Source organism: Ruminococcus sp. FMBCY1 (assembly GCF_023921805.1).
Lineage (GTDB): Bacteria > Bacillota > Clostridia > Oscillospirales > Acutalibacteraceae > Ruminococcoides > Ruminococcoides intestinale_A.
In genome coordinates this window covers 2,276,368-2,292,173 of record NZ_CP074197.1, presented here as the reverse complement: position 1 = coordinate 2,292,173, position 15,806 = coordinate 2,276,368, and the positions used below count along the sequence as shown (strand labels likewise).

Sequence of the window (15,806 nt, the reverse complement as noted above, 5' to 3'; positions counted from 1 at the left end):
TTAATACATAAAAACAACAATTTATTGTATTATTTCTTAATTTTGCCTATGCAGCCGATAATTTCGTCACGCATACGAACCGCCTCGTTGTAAGCAGCCTTTGCAAAATCATTCTCGGTAATGCCCTGTTTTTTCCATGCGCACATAATACCACGGCTTGAATTGATGATTGCACCAAGACCGTTTTCATCAAATGCGTTTTTAACATCATTTGCACCGCCGCCCTGTGCACCGTAACCCGGTACAAGGAAAAATGTGTGCGGACATTTAGCTCTCATTTCGGCAAGCTGCTCAGGATATGTTGCGCCTACTACTGCGCCGACACCCGAGTAACCGTATTTGCCCTCAAGCTCTGTTCCCCACTCTTCGCACATTTTACCCATTTGCTCATAAACGGTTGTGCCGTCATCAAGTTTCTTATCCTGTAATTCGCCTGAACTTGGGTTAGATGTCTTAACAAGTACAAAAATGCCCTTATCACCGCTCTTGCAGATATTAACAAGCGGTTTGATACCGTCTGTGCCGAGGTAACCGTTTACTGTAAGTGCGTCTGCACCAAAAGCCTCTACCTCTTCGCCTGCAACTGTGGTTGATCCGAGGTGAGCAGCAGCGTAAGCCTCCATTGTTGTACCGATGTCGTTACGCTTACCGTCTGTAATAACAAACATACCCTTTGACTTTGCATATGCGATAGTGTCTGCAAGTGCCTTAACGCCCTGCCAACCGTACATTTCGTAGTAAGCAGCCTGTGGCTTGATTGCAGGAACTACCTCATAAAGAGCGTCAATAAGAGCCTTGTTGAACTCAAACAAAGCGGCAGCCGCACCCTCAAGAGTTTTGCCGTACTTTGCAAAGCACTCCTCTTTGATAAATTCAGGTACATAGTCAAGCTTTGGGTCAAGACCTGCAACTGTAGGATTCTGCATTTCTGCGATTTTATCAATAAGTCTGTCAAATGCCATTTTTTACTCTCCTTTTAAATTCAGTAATAACGCTTACGATATTACTTTTATCTCTATTCCCAATACGCCGTATTTTTCCTGCTGTTTTGCCGAATAATATGCAAGCATATCTTCGGGTGAGGCAGTCTTTACATCTTCCTTTGTATACCCGCATTTAAGTAAAGGAAGATCAGCGTATAATTCTTCAAAAGACTTAAATTTATAAATATTAACAATTTCCGTTTTTAATGTTTTTCGGTTGTCTTCCGTATTTATAAAAGTAATTTCATCTCCGACATTAATCAGTCTGCGTTTTTCGTCATTAAGTCTTAACTCAATGGTTTTTTCTCTGTTTTCAATCATTGCAAACGGAGATGGATTTAATCTCATTATATGCTGCATCAGCTGTTGATAATGTCAAAAAGTTCGTGAGCAAAGTTTGTGTAATCTTTTCTGTCATCCTTAACAAATGAGATAGCCGGACGGGGGTGAGTGTTGTACTGACCTGTAAGCATATAAGGAACATCGTATCCCCACTTAACTCCGCTTTCTCTGAACTGCTGTGTATACTCAAGCATCTTGAGAATCGGGTCAACCTTGTACTTAGGATTTTTGAGGAAACCTAAGAGAAGCTCAAGTGCGCAGTTGCCTGCACCTCTGCCCATACCGTCTACTGTTGCGTCAAGGTAGCTGACACCCTGTGTCATAGCCTCAATAGTATTTGCGAAAGCAAGCTGCTGGTTGTTGTGTGCATGAATACCGACTGACTTGCCGTACTTCTCACCGTATGAACAATATAACTCTGCGAGTTTTCTTGATTCTTCGGGATATAAAGCGCCGTAGCTGTCTACAATATAAAATGCGTTTACAGGGCTTTTGCCGAGAATATCAAGAGCTGTAATAATATCCTCTGTTCTCGCCTTTGAAACAGCCATAATGTTGATTGTGGTTTCATAGCCTTTCTTTGCGCAGTCCTCAATCATTTCTACTGCCGCAGGAATTGTGTTTATATATGTTGCAATTCTTACAAGGTCAATCGGACTTTCGTTCTTTGGAAGAATGTCATTCTTAAAATCTGTTCTGCCAACATCAGCCATAACTGCAATCTTAAGGTCTGTATTGTTTTCGCCAACAACTTCTCTTATGTCGTCATCGTTGCAGAACTTCCACTTACCAAAATCTTTTTCGTTGAAAAGTTCCTTAGATGCCTTATAGCCGAACTCCATATAATCAACACCGGCTTTAACATTTGCTTTGTATAAAGCCTTTACGAATTCGTCGGGGAACTCAAAATTATTACAAAGTCCGCCGTCACGAATTGTAGCGTCAACAACTCGTATATCTTCTCTTACTGATAACAAATCACCTTTTTGTGCCATTTTGCCAAATCTCCTTTAATCTGCGAGCGCTCCGATTATTTATCTTCAAATACGGTTTTTCCGCCCAAAATTGTATATTTAACCTTTCCGCAGAGCGTTTTGCCCTTGAAAGGAGTATTTTTACTCTTGCCGTGCAATTTATCTACATCAACAACCCATTCTTCGTTCAAATCAACGAGTGCAAGGTCTGCAGGCACACCGACTTTGATATGTCCTGCATTGATTCCGAGAATTTCGGCAGGATTTGTGCTCATCTTTTCAACAAGCTCCGAAATTGTAAGAAGTCCTGTTTTTACAAGATATGTGTATGATACCGCAAATGAAGTTTCCATACCGATAGAACCGTTCGGTGCTTTTTCAAAATCGGACTTTTCTTCCGGTGTATGCGGTGCGTGGTCGGTTGCAATAGCGTCAAGCGTACCGTCTTTAAGACCGCTTATTATTTCAACAACATCTTCATGTGTGCGGAGAGGCGGATTCATTCTGAAATCTGCGTCCTTTGCAAGCAATTCTTTTTCTGTCATTGAGAAATAGTGCGGTGCGGTTTCTGCCGTAACCTTAACCCCTCTTCTCTTTGCATCTCTTACAAGTGCAACGCTTGTCTTTGTGCTGACATGACAAATGTGTATCGGCACATCAAGCGCCGCCGCAAGTGCAATTTCTCTTGCGGTACCGCAATCCTCTGCTGCGGCAGGAATACCCTTTACGCCGAGATTTTTGCTTACTTCGCCGCCGTTGATTTTACCGCCGTCTGCAAGGAAAAGATCCTCGCAGTGTGCAACAACCGTCATGCCGAGCTGCGGAGCTTTTTTCATTGCCTCGCTTAAATACTTTGTGTTTTCAACCGGTCTGCCGTCATCCGAAAGAGCAATTGCACCTGCTGATTTAAGTTCTTCAATATCGGTCGGTTCAAGACTTTTGAGTCCCTTTGTAATACTGCCTGCCACATAAACATTGGCGTCGGCATTCTTTGCCTTGTCAAGAATATATTTTACGGTTTCGGCATTATCCGTAGTAGGAATTGTGTTAGGCATTGCAAGTAAACTTGTAACACCGCCCGCAGCAGCTGCTTTACAGCCTGTTATAATATCCTCTTTGTGAGTTTGACCGGGGTCACGAAGATGTACATGCATATCCACAATACCCGGAATAAGTGTTAAGCCGTCTGCATCAATCACATTGCCCTCTGTAGAGATGTTCTCTGCAATTTTTGTGATTTTGCCGTCTTTTACAAGAACATCGGCAACTTTGTCAAGTCCGTCTGACGGTGAAACTATGTGTGCGTTTTTAATTACTAAAGTATTTATTTTAATCACCTCTGATTACTTTCTTCTGTTATTGTTCTGCTGTGGTTTTCTGTTTGGTGTTCTGCGAGCTGACTGAGATGCTCTGCCGTTAGGCTGCGGTCTTCTCTGTGTGGCGCTGTGTACCTTTACAAGACCGTTGCCGTCACGCCTTTGCGCAGCCTGCTGTTTTCTCACACGCTCTCTTTCTCTGCGTTCGAGTTCAGCTTTTTTACGCTTTTTAGCAGCATGCTTACGCTTTATAAGTCTTGAAACATTTGTGCAGAAATATCCGCAGTGTACAAAGAAATTCTTTATTCCGTTACCTGCTTTTTCCGCAGCCGCAATAAAGCTTTCTGTCTTATCGTTATCCACAGCGGTTTCAACCTCTACGGCACGCTTTTCTTCCTCTGAAAGAACATCGTAATCGACCGCATTTTTGAGGTCTGAACTGTCAACATCAATGATACCTACAATTCTTCTCGGCTTTTCCTCAAAGAAATCATAACCTTCATCAAAATCATCGGCTGTATTTTTTTCAGCCTCTCTTCTCAGTTCTTCCTCGTTTTCTTCTTCGACTTCATCTTCCGTTTCTTCTTCGTATTCAGATTCAACTTCTTCAATTGTTTCTTCTATTTCGTCTGTCGGTTCTTCTTCTGTTGAAATTTCTGCCTGTGCAGCTTCTTCGTATTTTCCGTCGTCCGAAATTACTTTTTCTTCCGATTCAATTTCAAAGTCAGCGTTTTCTTTATCTTCGACCGATTGATTTTCAACGGCTGTATCGGTAGCATCCGCATCTGCCTCCTCGGTTATTTCCGAGTTTTCTTCAGCATCGTTTTCATCTTCGGGTTCGTCAACAGCCACGGTTTGAACAACCTCTTCGGTCTGTAAATCCTCCTTAGCCTCTTCAAGTCGGTCTTCAATTACTTCCTGCGGCTCAAGTTTTTCGGCACTTGTTTCTATTACTTCAACATCTGCGCCCTCATTCTTAAGCCTTTCTTTGCTCTCATTTACTATTTCGTCAATTTCATAATCCGAAACTGTCGGCTTTTCGTAAATCTTAACCTTTACTTCTTCTTCGTCAATGTCCTTGTAATCGTCAAAGAGGTCATCGTCTTTTCTGCCACTGCTTATGTCGTTGTTTTCTTCTTTTAACTCATCATAAGCCTGATGAATGCTGACAATATCATCTTCCTGTAATTTTTTTACAGGTTTATTGTTTGATTTGTATTTATCGGTAAGTTCACGCAAAATTTTTTCGTTTTTGCTCTTTTTGTTTTTCTTTCTTGTCTTTTTACCTGCAATCATAACTATGATAAAAAGAATAATAACAACAGCAACTATACCTATGTAAACATATTTTGTAAAGTCGCTTTCCGGGTCAGCTTTTGCATTAAAAGTAACGGTTGAAAGAATTGACTTTAAAGTTTGATAATCGGCAGATGTAACATCGCCGCCGTTATGCTGAATAGTAATATTAATACTCATTCCGTCATAAACGGTGTTTGCCTGATAAGTCTTGATTCTGTCACTGCCGCTCTCTACATTAAGGTCAAATATAAGCCATACAAGGTCTTGCGCCTGATCCGGTGTGCAACTGATATATTCCTCTTGAGAAATAAAGCTTTCTCTCACTTCATAAAGCTTTTCGTCCGAAAGAAGTTTATAATTCTTAATACCCTCGCTGTCACCGTTGCGTGTCATAGTAACCGTGACCGTCGTGGTTGCCTGATTATCCATAGCCTGCATAAAAATATCACTGCTCTTGAAATCAGACATTGTTTTGTCATAATCAAGTCCGAAAACGGAAAAATACTTGTCGGTACTCTTGCTGTCCCTTGTTATGCCAAGCATATTGTCGGGCAGTTGAATTGTCATATTATCAAGTTTTTCAATCTGTATTTTACTGCCCGCCGCACTGCAAACAACGGCAGTACAAGCAACAAGTGCCGCACAAACAAATGCTGTAAAAAATTTTTTTATATTTTTAGCTGTCATACTAAAAGCCTCCGAAAAAACAGAATATTCTGTCAATAAATCCATATACATCAATTATTATACATAATACAAGTAAAAAATACAAGTGCAAGGCGGTGTTTTAAGAGAATTTTTTGAAATTTAAAGCGCTAAAGCGTTCGTTTTTTCCAATAAAGAAAACAAAAACCAAGTGACAGCCATTCCGTCACTTGGTTTTTAAAATAAAATTTCTAATGTTTATTTTTGTAAATTACTCAACAGTAACTGATTTTGCAAGGTTTCTTGGCTTATCAGGGTCATTACCCTTATTGACCGCTGTGTAATAAGCAAGAATCTGGAGCGGAACAACCGCAGAAATCGGCATAAGAAGTTCATCTGTCTGCGGAACTTTAATAACATAATCCGCAATACCGTCCTCAAGAGTTCTTGCACAAGCCTCCGAGCAAACAAGAATATTCATAGCACCTCTCGACTTAACCTCAACAATATTACTGATAGTTTTTGCAATAAGGTCACTCTGTGTTGCAACAGAAATTACAGGCATACCGTCCTCAATAAGAGAAATTGTACCATGCTTTAATTCACCTGCCGCATAGCTCTCGGAGTGAATGTATGATACTTCCTTAAGTTTAAGCGAACCTTCCATTGAAAGAGCATAGTCAAGACCTCTGCCAATGTAGAGCAAGCTGTCTGTTGTGATAAGTTTTGTCGCTACATACTTGCATTTTTCCTCTGTTGTTTCAATAACATACTTAACAGCTTCCGGCATTTTGAGAAGTGCAGACACAAGTCTTTTGCACTCTGCTTCGCTTACGGTTTCCTTTGCAAGAGCAAGCTCAAAGGCAAAAAGATACATAACGGAAAGCTGTGTAATATACGCTTTTGTCGACGCTACAGAAATTTCAGGGCCTGCAAGAGTGTAAATAAGCATATCCGCCTCTCGTGCAATTGAACTTCCCTTTGCGTTTACAATAGCAAGAGTAGTTGCTCCTTTCTGCTTTGCAAGGCGCATTGCGGCAAGGCTGTCGGCAGTTTCACCCGACTGCGAAATAATAATTACAAGGTCGCCTTCACCTACAATAGGATTTCTGTATCTGAACTCTGACGCAATATCAACTGTAACAGGTACTCTCGCAATACTTTCGATAATATATTTACCTACAAGACCGGCATGCATAGCTGTACCGCAGGCAACAACCGAAATTGATTTAAATTCTCTTAATTTTTCGAGTGTAATACCGCATTCTTCAAGGCAAGGCAATCCGGCTCTTACTCTCGGAGCAACGGTGGTTCTGATAGCTTCCGGCTGTTCTTTGATTTCTTTAATCATAAAATGCGGATAACCGCCCTTTTCGGCAGCCTCCATATCCCAATCCGCAACCTTTAACTCTTTTTCGATAGGGTCAAGGTGCTCATCTACAAATGAAACGCCGTCTGCTGTAAGTGTAGCAATCTCATCATGGTCGAGAAGATAGTAATTCTTTGTGTATTTAAGAATTGCAGGAACATCGGACGCAATAAAGGTTTCGCCGTCAGCTACGCCAACAATAAGCGGACTCTCTCTTCTTACGGCAAAAATTCTGTCCGGGAAATCTTTGAACATAATACCGAGAGCAAAAGAGCCCTTAAGTTCAGCCATTACGCTGTCGATAGTTTCAAGCGGATTTCCGTTATACTTATAATCAAGTAGCTGTGCAACAACCTCGGTGTCTGTATCACTGAGGAAAGTTCTGCCCTTTGATGTTAAAAATTCTTTTAATTCAATGTAATTTTCAATAATTCCGTTATGAACAATGGTAACTCTTGCGCCGCTGTGCGGATGTGAGTTTACATCTGACGGCTCACCGTGAGTTGCCCATCTTGTATGGCCTATACCTACATGACCCTCCGGTTTACCCTCAACTGCCATCTTGTCAACAAGATTTTTAAGTTTACCTTTTGTTTTAACTGTTTCAATGCCGTTTTTTCCAAAAACAGCTATACCCGCTGAATCATAACCTCTGTATTCAAGCTTTGTGAGTGCGCTTACAAGCACATCACTGCAGTCTTTAGGTCCAACATATCCAACAATACCACACATTATGTATTCTCTCCTTTGCTGATGAATAAATATATCAGTTTGTCTTATGGTTAAAAGTAGGTACAAGATCCGCAAGAAGTTCTACCGTTTTTTCGCTGTCGTTGCTGTTAGCAACAACTTTAAGCTCATCAAGTTTTTTGAGCAGTTCTGCGGAATTGATATTTATCTGATTACCGATAAATATCTTTTCGTTTGCGGTAGACTTAAGTCCTTCTTCGTCCATCAAAAGTTCCTCAAAAAGTTTTTCGCCCGGTCTTAAGCCCGTGAAAACAATCGGAACATCTTTATATGGAATCTTGCCGTACATACGAATGAGATTTTCGGCAAGAGTTGTAATCTTTACGGGCGCACCCATATCAAGAACAAAAATCTCGCCGCCGTGAGCCATAGCGCCTGCCTCAAGAACAAGCGAAACAGCCTCGGGAATAGTCATAAAATATCTGATTATGTCAGGGTGAGTAACGGTTACAGGTGAACCGCTTTCAATCTGACGCCTGAACAAGGGAATAACCGAACCGTTTGACCCAAGAACATTACCGAAACGAGTGGTTACAAATTCGGTATGAGTGCTGTGCTGAGCCTTGTGCTGAATTATCATTTCACATGCTCTTTTGGTTGCACCCATAACATTAGTCGGATTTACAGCCTTATCGGTTGAAATCATAACAAATTTATCGGCTTTGTACTTTTCTGCAAGTGTTGCAACATTAAAAGTACCGAAAATATTATTTTTAACTGCCTCTTCCGGCACGGTTTCCATAAGAGGAACATGCTTGTGGGCAGCTGCGTGAAATACAAGCTGAGGACGATATGTTTTAAATATCAGTTCCATTTTGTCGTAATCACGGATAGATGAAATCAAAGTTACAAGATTAAGTTTGTTGCCGTACTCAAGCACAAGTTCCTGCTGAATATCATATGCGTTATTTTCGTATATGTCAACAATAATTACCTGCTTAGGCGAATACTTTGCAATCTGTCTTACAAGCTCGCTGCCTATAGAACCGCCGCCGCCTGTAACCATACAGATTTTTCCCGTAACCAATTCTTTTATTTCTTTTTTATCAAATTCAATCGGCTTTCTGCCAAGTAAGTCTGAAATTTTAATTTCTTTAGCCTGTGAAATAAGCTCTGTGTGCTTATCGTCAAACAAAAGCTCGCTCAAATAAGGAATTATCTTGATTTTACAAGTAGTTTCCGAGCAATAATCAAGGATTTTGCGCTTTTCCTCTTCTTCGCAAGACGGAACAGCCACAATAATATTTGTAATCTTTTTATCATTGCAAATCTTAGAAATTTCTCTGCAAAAACCGAGAACAGGCACACCGTTAATGCTTCTGTTAAGTTTTGTTTCATCATCATCAACAAAACCTACCGCAATAAGATTGCGTGCGGGACTGTTTTCGTCATAACTTGCATTCTGAATTTCGGTAAGAATCATTCTGCCTGCATTGCCTGCGCCAACAATAAGCGTACGCTCACAATTATCCGCTCTGCCGACTTCAGTTAAATCAAGGAAAGTACGCTTAAATATAAATCGGAATAAGAGCACTCCGCCTGTTGCGAGAATTGCATATAAAGTAACAAACAAAACAGATTGCTGTATCTGCAAAATCGACATAATAAGATAGCCCAAAGCGAAGCCTGCGAACATCGCCAAACCGCAAACCAAGTAATCCTTTTCATTAAAGTATCGCCAAAGTCTTTTATACGCACCTGCACCGTACATAATAAGCATACACAGTGCTAAGTTTACTATTATTGTATATAACAGTCCTCTGCTTGCTTCCGAAAGTTCCGGAAATATAAGCGACATAGCAAAATTAAGCACAATACCGCTTACCACAATAATAAAAACATCAGCCAAAGCAAGAATAAGCTTACGATAATTTATTTTTTTCATTTTTTAATTGTCCCCTGCAAATTTTATCTGATTATATAAAATTTAATACAAACATATCGTCTAATTTTAAAATATTATACAAATTAACACACAATATTATACATCAAATTTAATTTTTTGTCAAATTGCAAAGCAATGCTCTTTTCTTATTTGCGTAGATAAAATATGTGTTTTTTTTACCTAATTTGACAAATACTTAATTTAGATATAATATAATTTTATAAACAATATAACATTATTCTTAAAGAAAGGACATTTTTATGAAGAAAACAAAGAAAAGACTACCTTTAATTATTTTTTCTGCTTTATTTGCTCTTGCAATAGTCATTGCTTAATTTTTTCAAAAATGAAGTTCAGAACACTCATCATCAAGAAATCACACTAAACTTCCATTATTGAAATCAATTTGATTAATTGCTATAGTAATCAGTTCTTCAATATTTGATAGCTATATAATTTTTTCATATTTTCACTTTTTCTTCTCTCAGCCTCTTCCAGCGCCTCATTATATAAACTCTTGTCAGAATATACTTTATCCCGAGGATATACAATACTTTCGATAATACCATGAAACAAATCATCATAAGCCATTTCTTTCGTATAGCCATCACCAACATTTCCTGCATCAATTTGTGCGTATAATTCATCCAGATGCTGCTGGAAATACGTTTGAAAATCATCATGGTTATCTGTTTTAATCAAGACAAGAGATTCCCCTTCAAAAGTATCACATGTGCGCAATTTATTAATCGAATATTCCTTTAAAAAATCAATAAAAGAATCTAAATCATAAACTCGATTGAATATAGGCATCAAACGTTCCTTCACATATAAAGCCGTCGCTGAAATAATCTCTTCCATTGTATCTTCGGTATATTCAAAACTTACTCTTGCTTCATTTCGTGGAAGGAATGAATTTAAATCCTGTCCAGCATACAATATTGATTTTTTATCGATAGAGGAATGATAGGTAGAAATAATTCCTGCAGTAAGGAAAAATCCTTTTGCCCCTTTATTCCATGCCGGAGCTGTTTTTACTCCAAAAAAAGCCATCAAATCTTCATTGAGCATTTTAACAAAAACATTCAATTTTGAGCAATATCGAAAACCCTCTGTTTGAAATGTTTCACCAAAAATAAGTTTAAATTGTGAATTAAACGACATAAAAAATCTCCTTTGTTATAGTCCAAACATCAACCTGTATGCAAGATAGAATGATGCGGCATCATCTGCAATTCCGCCACCACCTGTAATCACATCTTCTGCAAGTGTTCCTCCAACTATAAGAACAGCTGCTACAGTTCCCCAAAATTGTATCTCTTGTGATGGTTGATATTGCGAAACATATACATAGTTATCATATTTCTCTTCTTCAGGAACCGGCACTGGTACTGGTACTTCATCTGGTTGTTTTTTCTTGAAACTATATACTATAAGTCCATTATTCATATTCCATAAGTTTGCCTATATTTTGGTTATACAAATCGAAATACACAGTTCCTTCTCTCCCCCTTTTCTATCAAATTGACTTGTACAAAAACACTACTATTGTATGATATAATTCGTTATATTTCAATAATTTTCCACCTCTTTTATATCTTTTGCACTTTTGCAAAAAACGCAGTAACATCGTCATTATAACCGACAATGTATTAAAAGCATTTCATCCAGTTCCAATTGCCATTTTTATAATTTGTTATTAGTTGCCACCAGATTTTCTTTCCCTTGTATTTTCCCTTATGAGGGTTCGTAATCAAGGGTAAAATGATATAACACGATACAAGATGTGATGGACAGAACACCAATGAAAAGTTTAGCATTTTCAATGGATTAACGAGTTTTCCATAACAAAATATAACAGTTATTAAATGCTATAGATTTCGTCATTTGAGAACTGAAATTTGCATAATAAATATAACCAAGGGCAATTCCTGATTCGGAACTGCCCTTTTGTTTTAACCTAATACCTTTTTAGCCGTATCTACGCTTTCCTTAGCATCTCTGCAATAGTAGTCAGCGCCGATTTTCATAGCATATTCTTCCGTAAGTACAGCACCGCCGACAAAAATTACGCATTTACTGCTTCCGTCGGGATTCTGTAATTCTTTTGTTTCTCTTACAAGTTTGATTGTATCTTCCATACTCTTAAGGGTAGTTGTCATAAGAGCAGACAAACCAATCATCTTTATATCCTGCTCAATTGCAGTATCGACAACAAGTTGAGGGTCAACATCTTTACCGAGGTCAACAACCGTATAACCGTAGTTGTCAAGCAATACTTTTACAATGTTCTTTCCTATGTCGTGAATATCACCCTTAACGGTTGCAACAATGATTTTGCCCTTGCTTACGGTTTCTCCGCTTGTTTTGGAAATATGTGATTTAATTACATCAAAGCAAGCCTGTGCGGCATTTGCACTCTGAATAAGCTGAGGTAAAAAGATTTTGTTCTTTTCAAAACCCTCTCCCACCTTATCAAGGGCAGGAATAAGCATTTCGTTTACTATTTTCATTGCGTCGCCTGTTTCGGCAAGCATTTTTTCTGTAAGCAACGCACCTTCTTTTTTCAAGCCGTTGAAAACAGCGGTCATAATATCCAAATCGGATGCGGCAGAATTATTATTTGCGGCAGGTGCTTGTACCGCATCGTTATATGCGGCAATAAAATCCATAGAGTTTTTATCAATACCGTCAAGCACACGGTATGCTCTTACCGCACCCGTAATAGAATCAATATTCGGGTTAATAATCGGTAAGTCAAGTCCCTCTTCAAGAGCCATAGTAAGGAAAGTTCTTGTAACAAGGTCACGATTCGGAAGTCCGAATGAAATATTTGAAACACCGAGACAGGTTTTACAGCCAAGTTCGGTTTTTACTCTGTGCAAAGCATTAAGCGTCTGTCTGCAGGCAGACTGTTCGGCAGAAACCGTCATTGTAAGGCAGTCAATAAAAACATCTCTTCTGTCAATGCCGATTGCCTCTGCCCTCTCTACAATTCTTTTTGCAATTTCAAATCTGCCCTCCGCTGTCTTTGGAATACCGTTTTCGTCAAGTGTAAGACCGACAACGCAAGCACCGTATTTTTTAACAAGCGGTAAAACCGTGCTAAGGCTTTTTTCCTCACCGTTTACCGAGTTTACAATCGGTCTGCCGTTATAAGCACGAAGTCCTGCCTCAAGTACATCGGGTTTGGTAGAGTCAATCTGCAGAGGTGCATCGCAAACACTCTGAATTGCTTTGAGCACACGCACCATCATCTGCTTTTCGTCAATTTCGGGATGACCTACATTGACATCAAGAATTTCCGCACCTGCGCCCGTCTGACTAAGTGCCTGTGTAAGAATGTAATCAATATTATTATCAACAAGTGCCTGTTTAAACAGCTTTTTGCCTGTAGGGTTGATTCTTTCGCCGATAATTCTCGGATGATTAACTTCAACAACAGAACTTGCACTGCATACTATTGTATCAACTTGACTTTTTGACGGCTGATATTTTTTATCTGCAAGAGCGTCTTTAAGAGCCTTTATATATTCGGGATTTGTACCGCAGCAGCCGCCGAGAACTTTAACACCATACTTTAACAGTGACAGAGATGACTTTGCAAAATCATCGGGCATAACATCGTATTCATTGGTGTTAGGGTCCGGCAAACCTGCATTCGGCTTAATTACAATAGGAAGATTTGTGTACTTGGAAATCTCACTTACAATCGGCTCAAGATCATCAGGTCCAAGCGAACAGTTTACGCCGAGAGCGTCAACGCCGAGATTTTCCATAGTTACGGCAAAAGCAGACGGCAATGTGCCTGTAAAAGTACGCATATTACGCTCAAATGTCATAGTGGTGAATATTGGCTTGTCGCTGTTCTCCTTTGCGGCAAGTACAGCGGCCTTAAGTTCATAAAGATCCGTCATAGTTTCAAAAGCTATAACATCAGCGTCTTTACCTGCAAGGATAAGCTGTTTGTAATATTCATAAGCCTGTTCAAAAGTAAGCGAACCCGCAGGTTCGAGCAACTGACCGATTGAACCGATGTCAAGGGCAACAAGCGCTCTGTCACCGACAGCGTTTTTAGCAATGCTGATACCTGCTCCTACAATTTCTTCAACACTGTAGCCGCATCCCTCAAGTTTGTACGCATTCGCACCAAAGGTGTTTGCATACACAACATCTGCGCCCGCATCTACATAAGCTTTATGAAATGACGCAATAAGTTCGGGATGTGTAATGTTAAGCGTTTCGGGCACTTCGTCATACTGTACACCGCTTTTTTGAATCATAGTGCCTGTCGCACCGTCAAGTATAATAAATTCTTTTTCCTTTAATAATTCTCTAAACCCCACAATGAAGTCCCTTTCTCCTGAATTTACAGGTTTCTCTCATATTACAGATGGCACAGCCACGCTTTTTTCTTTCTATAGGATTTTTTGAAAGTCCCAGCACCGCCGTAACAGACTTTGTCGGTGTAAGCAAAAAGTTATCGTTTGTGCAAAGTCCTATTTTCTTTGGCGCATCAAGCATTTGCAAAATTATTTTTTGCAATTCAATAGGATAATCTCCGTAGCCCGGGCTGAAGCGGAATGTCATATTATAATCGCTGTATTTTTCCGCAATTATCTTGTCAAAAGCATTGCAGACCTGCTCCACGGCAACACTTGCAAGGCTGTCCATTACCACAGCACGGGCCATATCGGAAATCTGCGAAATTCTGATGAGTTTGTCCACCTCTGAACCGACGGTGGCGCACATAACAATAGCTTTTTCACAACCGTTTAAGTGTGATTCTATATCTTTTCCGCCCATAATCTGCGGGCACGGCAAATCCTTTTCTACATAAAGATATTTTGGCGACGCTTTTTCAAGCACAGCCTTTTCGCATTCATCCATCAGTACATCCATTCGGTAATTAAGCCTGATTCCCGCTCCTCCGAGATAACGCACTGCCTCGTTTCTGTTAAGTTTTTCTAATTCTATCATAGTATAACCCCTATACATTCAATGCAATCGGATTTATTTTAAATACTGCAAATCATTTAATAAAAACTCTCTGTTAAATCATAAATTCAAAACCGACCGCATAGCTATACTTTATTATTGTAACACACAAAGCATAATAAAACAATACAGGTATTTATTTTTTAAATCAATCTTAAAGAAGCCGCAAAAGCGGCTCATTTGCTTAAAAAGTTGCATTTTTTTTTAAAGTATGTTATGATAAAAATGTATAAATATGTACCGAAAGGAATCAATACACTATGAAATACAACAGAATTAAAAAAACTTTGTGCCTTATTGCGGCACTTGCACTTATTCCTGCATTTGCAGTCGGTTGCTCAAACGATAAAAGCGAATCCGAAAATTCAAAAGCAACAGAAGCAACTCCCGCTGCCGTTGCCACAATTGACGAAGCAAAAGTCGGACAGCCTGCCGTATCCGCACTTGAAGATATGGGCATTGTTCCGTCAACCGTAGGTATTAATCCTTCTATAAATCACGACGACAATAAAGTAGGTTTCCAGCTTGACGCTCCTAACGACGGCGACACTATTGCGATTATGCACACCTCAAAGGGTGACATAAAGCTCCGCCTTTTTGCGGACCAAGCGCCAAAAACCGTTACAAACTTTATTAATCTTTCCAAAGAGGGCAAATATGACAACACCATTTTCCACCGAGTAATCAATGATTTTATGATTCAGGGCGGTGACTACGAAAATGCCAACGGCACAGGCGGCACAAGCTCATACGGTGAAAGTTTTGAAGATGAATTCTGCGACAAACTCTTTAACATAAGAGGTGCGGTATCAATGGCAAACAGCGGTCCTGACACAAACGGAAGTCAGTTCTTTATCAATCAGACAACACCCGAAGCTTATAAAAACAACGGTGGTTTTTCTGCCTTTGAAAATCAGTGGGCAAACATTAAAGCACAGCTTGAAAATTATAAAGATTCCGAGCTTTTCTCCGCTTTTGTTCAGCAGTACGGCACATACTGCTACAACACAGATGTAATCAGTGATGACATCAAAAAGCTTTATGACGATAACGGCGGTAACCCATACCTTGACGGCGCTTACAATGCAGTTGACAGAGGTCACACCGTATTTGCACAGGTAATTGAGGGAATGGATGTAGTGGATTCAATCGCATCTGTAGCTGTTGACTCATCGACAAATAAACCTACGGAAGATGTAAAAGTAACTTCTGTAGAAATTACAACATATTCTGCCAATTAAGAGG

The 15,806-nt window shown here is 39.6% G+C and carries 12 protein-coding genes; 1 reads left to right on the top strand and 11 read right to left on the bottom strand.

Going from position 1 to position 15,806, the window contains the following annotated elements:
- Positions 1–29 precede the first annotated feature (29 nt).
- The 11 genes from pyrF to KGF34_RS11245 form a co-directional block, all read right to left on the bottom strand.
- Positions 30–962, bottom strand: coding sequence for an orotidine-5'-phosphate decarboxylase (gene pyrF, locus KGF34_RS11295; RefSeq protein WP_252559173.1), 933 nt, complete (start codon positions 960–962; stop codon positions 30–32).
- A gap of 33 nt (positions 963–995) precedes the next feature.
- On the bottom strand, positions 996–1,331 hold the full coding sequence (locus KGF34_RS11290; protein WP_252559170.1) for an ASCH domain-containing protein: 336 nt from the start codon (positions 1,329–1,331) through the stop codon (positions 996–998).
- An 11-nt stretch (positions 1,332–1,342) separates the two neighbouring features.
- Entirely contained in the window at positions 1,343–2,320 is a 978-nt protein-coding gene (locus tag KGF34_RS11285; protein WP_252559167.1) for an aldolase catalytic domain-containing protein, read from the bottom strand.
- Positions 2,321–2,355: 35 nt separating this feature from the next.
- A complete protein-coding gene (locus KGF34_RS11280) occupies positions 2,356–3,627 on the bottom strand; it encodes a dihydroorotase (protein ID WP_252560226.1) in 1,272 nt (423 codons plus the stop codon).
- A gap of 15 nt (positions 3,628–3,642) precedes the next feature.
- A complete protein-coding gene (locus KGF34_RS11275; protein ID WP_252559166.1) occupies positions 3,643–5,601 on the bottom strand; it encodes a hypothetical protein in 1,959 nt (652 codons plus the stop codon).
- A 229-nt stretch (positions 5,602–5,830) separates the two neighbouring features.
- A complete protein-coding gene (gene glmS / locus KGF34_RS11270) occupies positions 5,831–7,660 on the bottom strand; it encodes a glutamine--fructose-6-phosphate transaminase (isomerizing) (RefSeq protein WP_022234436.1) in 1,830 nt (609 codons plus the stop codon).
- A 34-nt stretch (positions 7,661–7,694) separates the two neighbouring features.
- Positions 7,695–9,563, bottom strand: a complete 1,869-nt coding sequence (locus KGF34_RS11265; protein WP_252559163.1) for a nucleoside-diphosphate sugar epimerase/dehydratase — start codon at positions 9,561–9,563, stop codon at positions 7,695–7,697.
- 426 nt (positions 9,564–9,989) lie between these two features.
- Positions 9,990–10,727, bottom strand: a complete 738-nt coding sequence (locus tag KGF34_RS11260; RefSeq protein ID WP_252559161.1) for a hypothetical protein — start codon at positions 10,725–10,727, stop codon at positions 9,990–9,992.
- Positions 10,728–10,742: 15 nt separating this feature from the next.
- Positions 10,743–11,012, bottom strand: coding sequence for a hypothetical protein (locus KGF34_RS11255; RefSeq protein ID WP_252559157.1), 270 nt, complete (start codon positions 11,010–11,012; stop codon positions 10,743–10,745).
- A gap of 506 nt (positions 11,013–11,518) precedes the next feature.
- A complete protein-coding gene (locus tag KGF34_RS11250) occupies positions 11,519–13,909 on the bottom strand; it encodes a homocysteine S-methyltransferase family protein (protein ID WP_252559154.1) in 2,391 nt (796 codons plus the stop codon).
- Positions 13,899–14,543, bottom strand: coding sequence for a methionine synthase (locus tag KGF34_RS11245; protein ID WP_186935865.1), 645 nt, complete (start codon positions 14,541–14,543; stop codon positions 13,899–13,901). The genes KGF34_RS11250 and KGF34_RS11245 overlap by 11 nt, the downstream gene beginning before the upstream one ends.
- 278 nt (positions 14,544–14,821) lie before the next feature.
- Between KGF34_RS11245 and KGF34_RS11240 the strand changes: the two genes are divergently transcribed.
- Positions 14,822–15,802 carry a peptidylprolyl isomerase gene (locus KGF34_RS11240; RefSeq protein ID WP_252559139.1) on the top strand — a complete coding sequence of 327 codons (981 nt, stop codon included), beginning with the start codon at positions 14,822–14,824 and terminating at the stop codon, positions 15,800–15,802.
- Positions 15,803–15,806: the final 4 nt, after the last annotated feature.

Bases quoted from the DNA above. Each gene is read 5' to 3' on its own strand.
- KGF34_RS11260 (WP_252559161.1), bottom strand. From the start codon at position 10,727: ATGTCGTTTAATTCACAATTTAAACTTATTTTTGGTGAAACATTTCAA.
- KGF34_RS11290 (WP_252559170.1), bottom strand. From the start codon at position 1,331: ATGAGATTAAATCCATCTCCGTTTGCAATGATTGAAAACAGAGAAAAA.
- pyrF (WP_252559173.1), bottom strand. From the start codon at position 962: ATGGCATTTGACAGACTTATTGATAAAATCGCAGAAATGCAGAATCCT.
- glmS (WP_022234436.1), bottom strand. From the start codon at position 7,660: ATGTGTGGTATTGTTGGATATGTTGGACCTAAAGACTGCAGTGATGTG.
- KGF34_RS11265 (WP_252559163.1), bottom strand. From the start codon at position 9,563: ATGAAAAAAATAAATTATCGTAAGCTTATTCTTGCTTTGGCTGATGTT.
- KGF34_RS11255 (WP_252559157.1), bottom strand. From the start codon at position 11,012: ATGAATAATGGACTTATAGTATATAGTTTCAAGAAAAAACAACCAGAT.
- KGF34_RS11240 (WP_252559139.1), top strand. From the start codon at position 14,822: ATGAAATACAACAGAATTAAAAAAACTTTGTGCCTTATTGCGGCACTT.
- KGF34_RS11285 (WP_252559167.1), bottom strand. From the start codon at position 2,320: ATGGCACAAAAAGGTGATTTGTTATCAGTAAGAGAAGATATACGAGTT.
- KGF34_RS11275 (WP_252559166.1), bottom strand. From the start codon at position 5,601: ATGACAGCTAAAAATATAAAAAAATTTTTTACAGCATTTGTTTGTGCG.
- KGF34_RS11245 (WP_186935865.1), bottom strand. From the start codon at position 14,543: ATGATAGAATTAGAAAAACTTAACAGAAACGAGGCAGTGCGTTATCTC.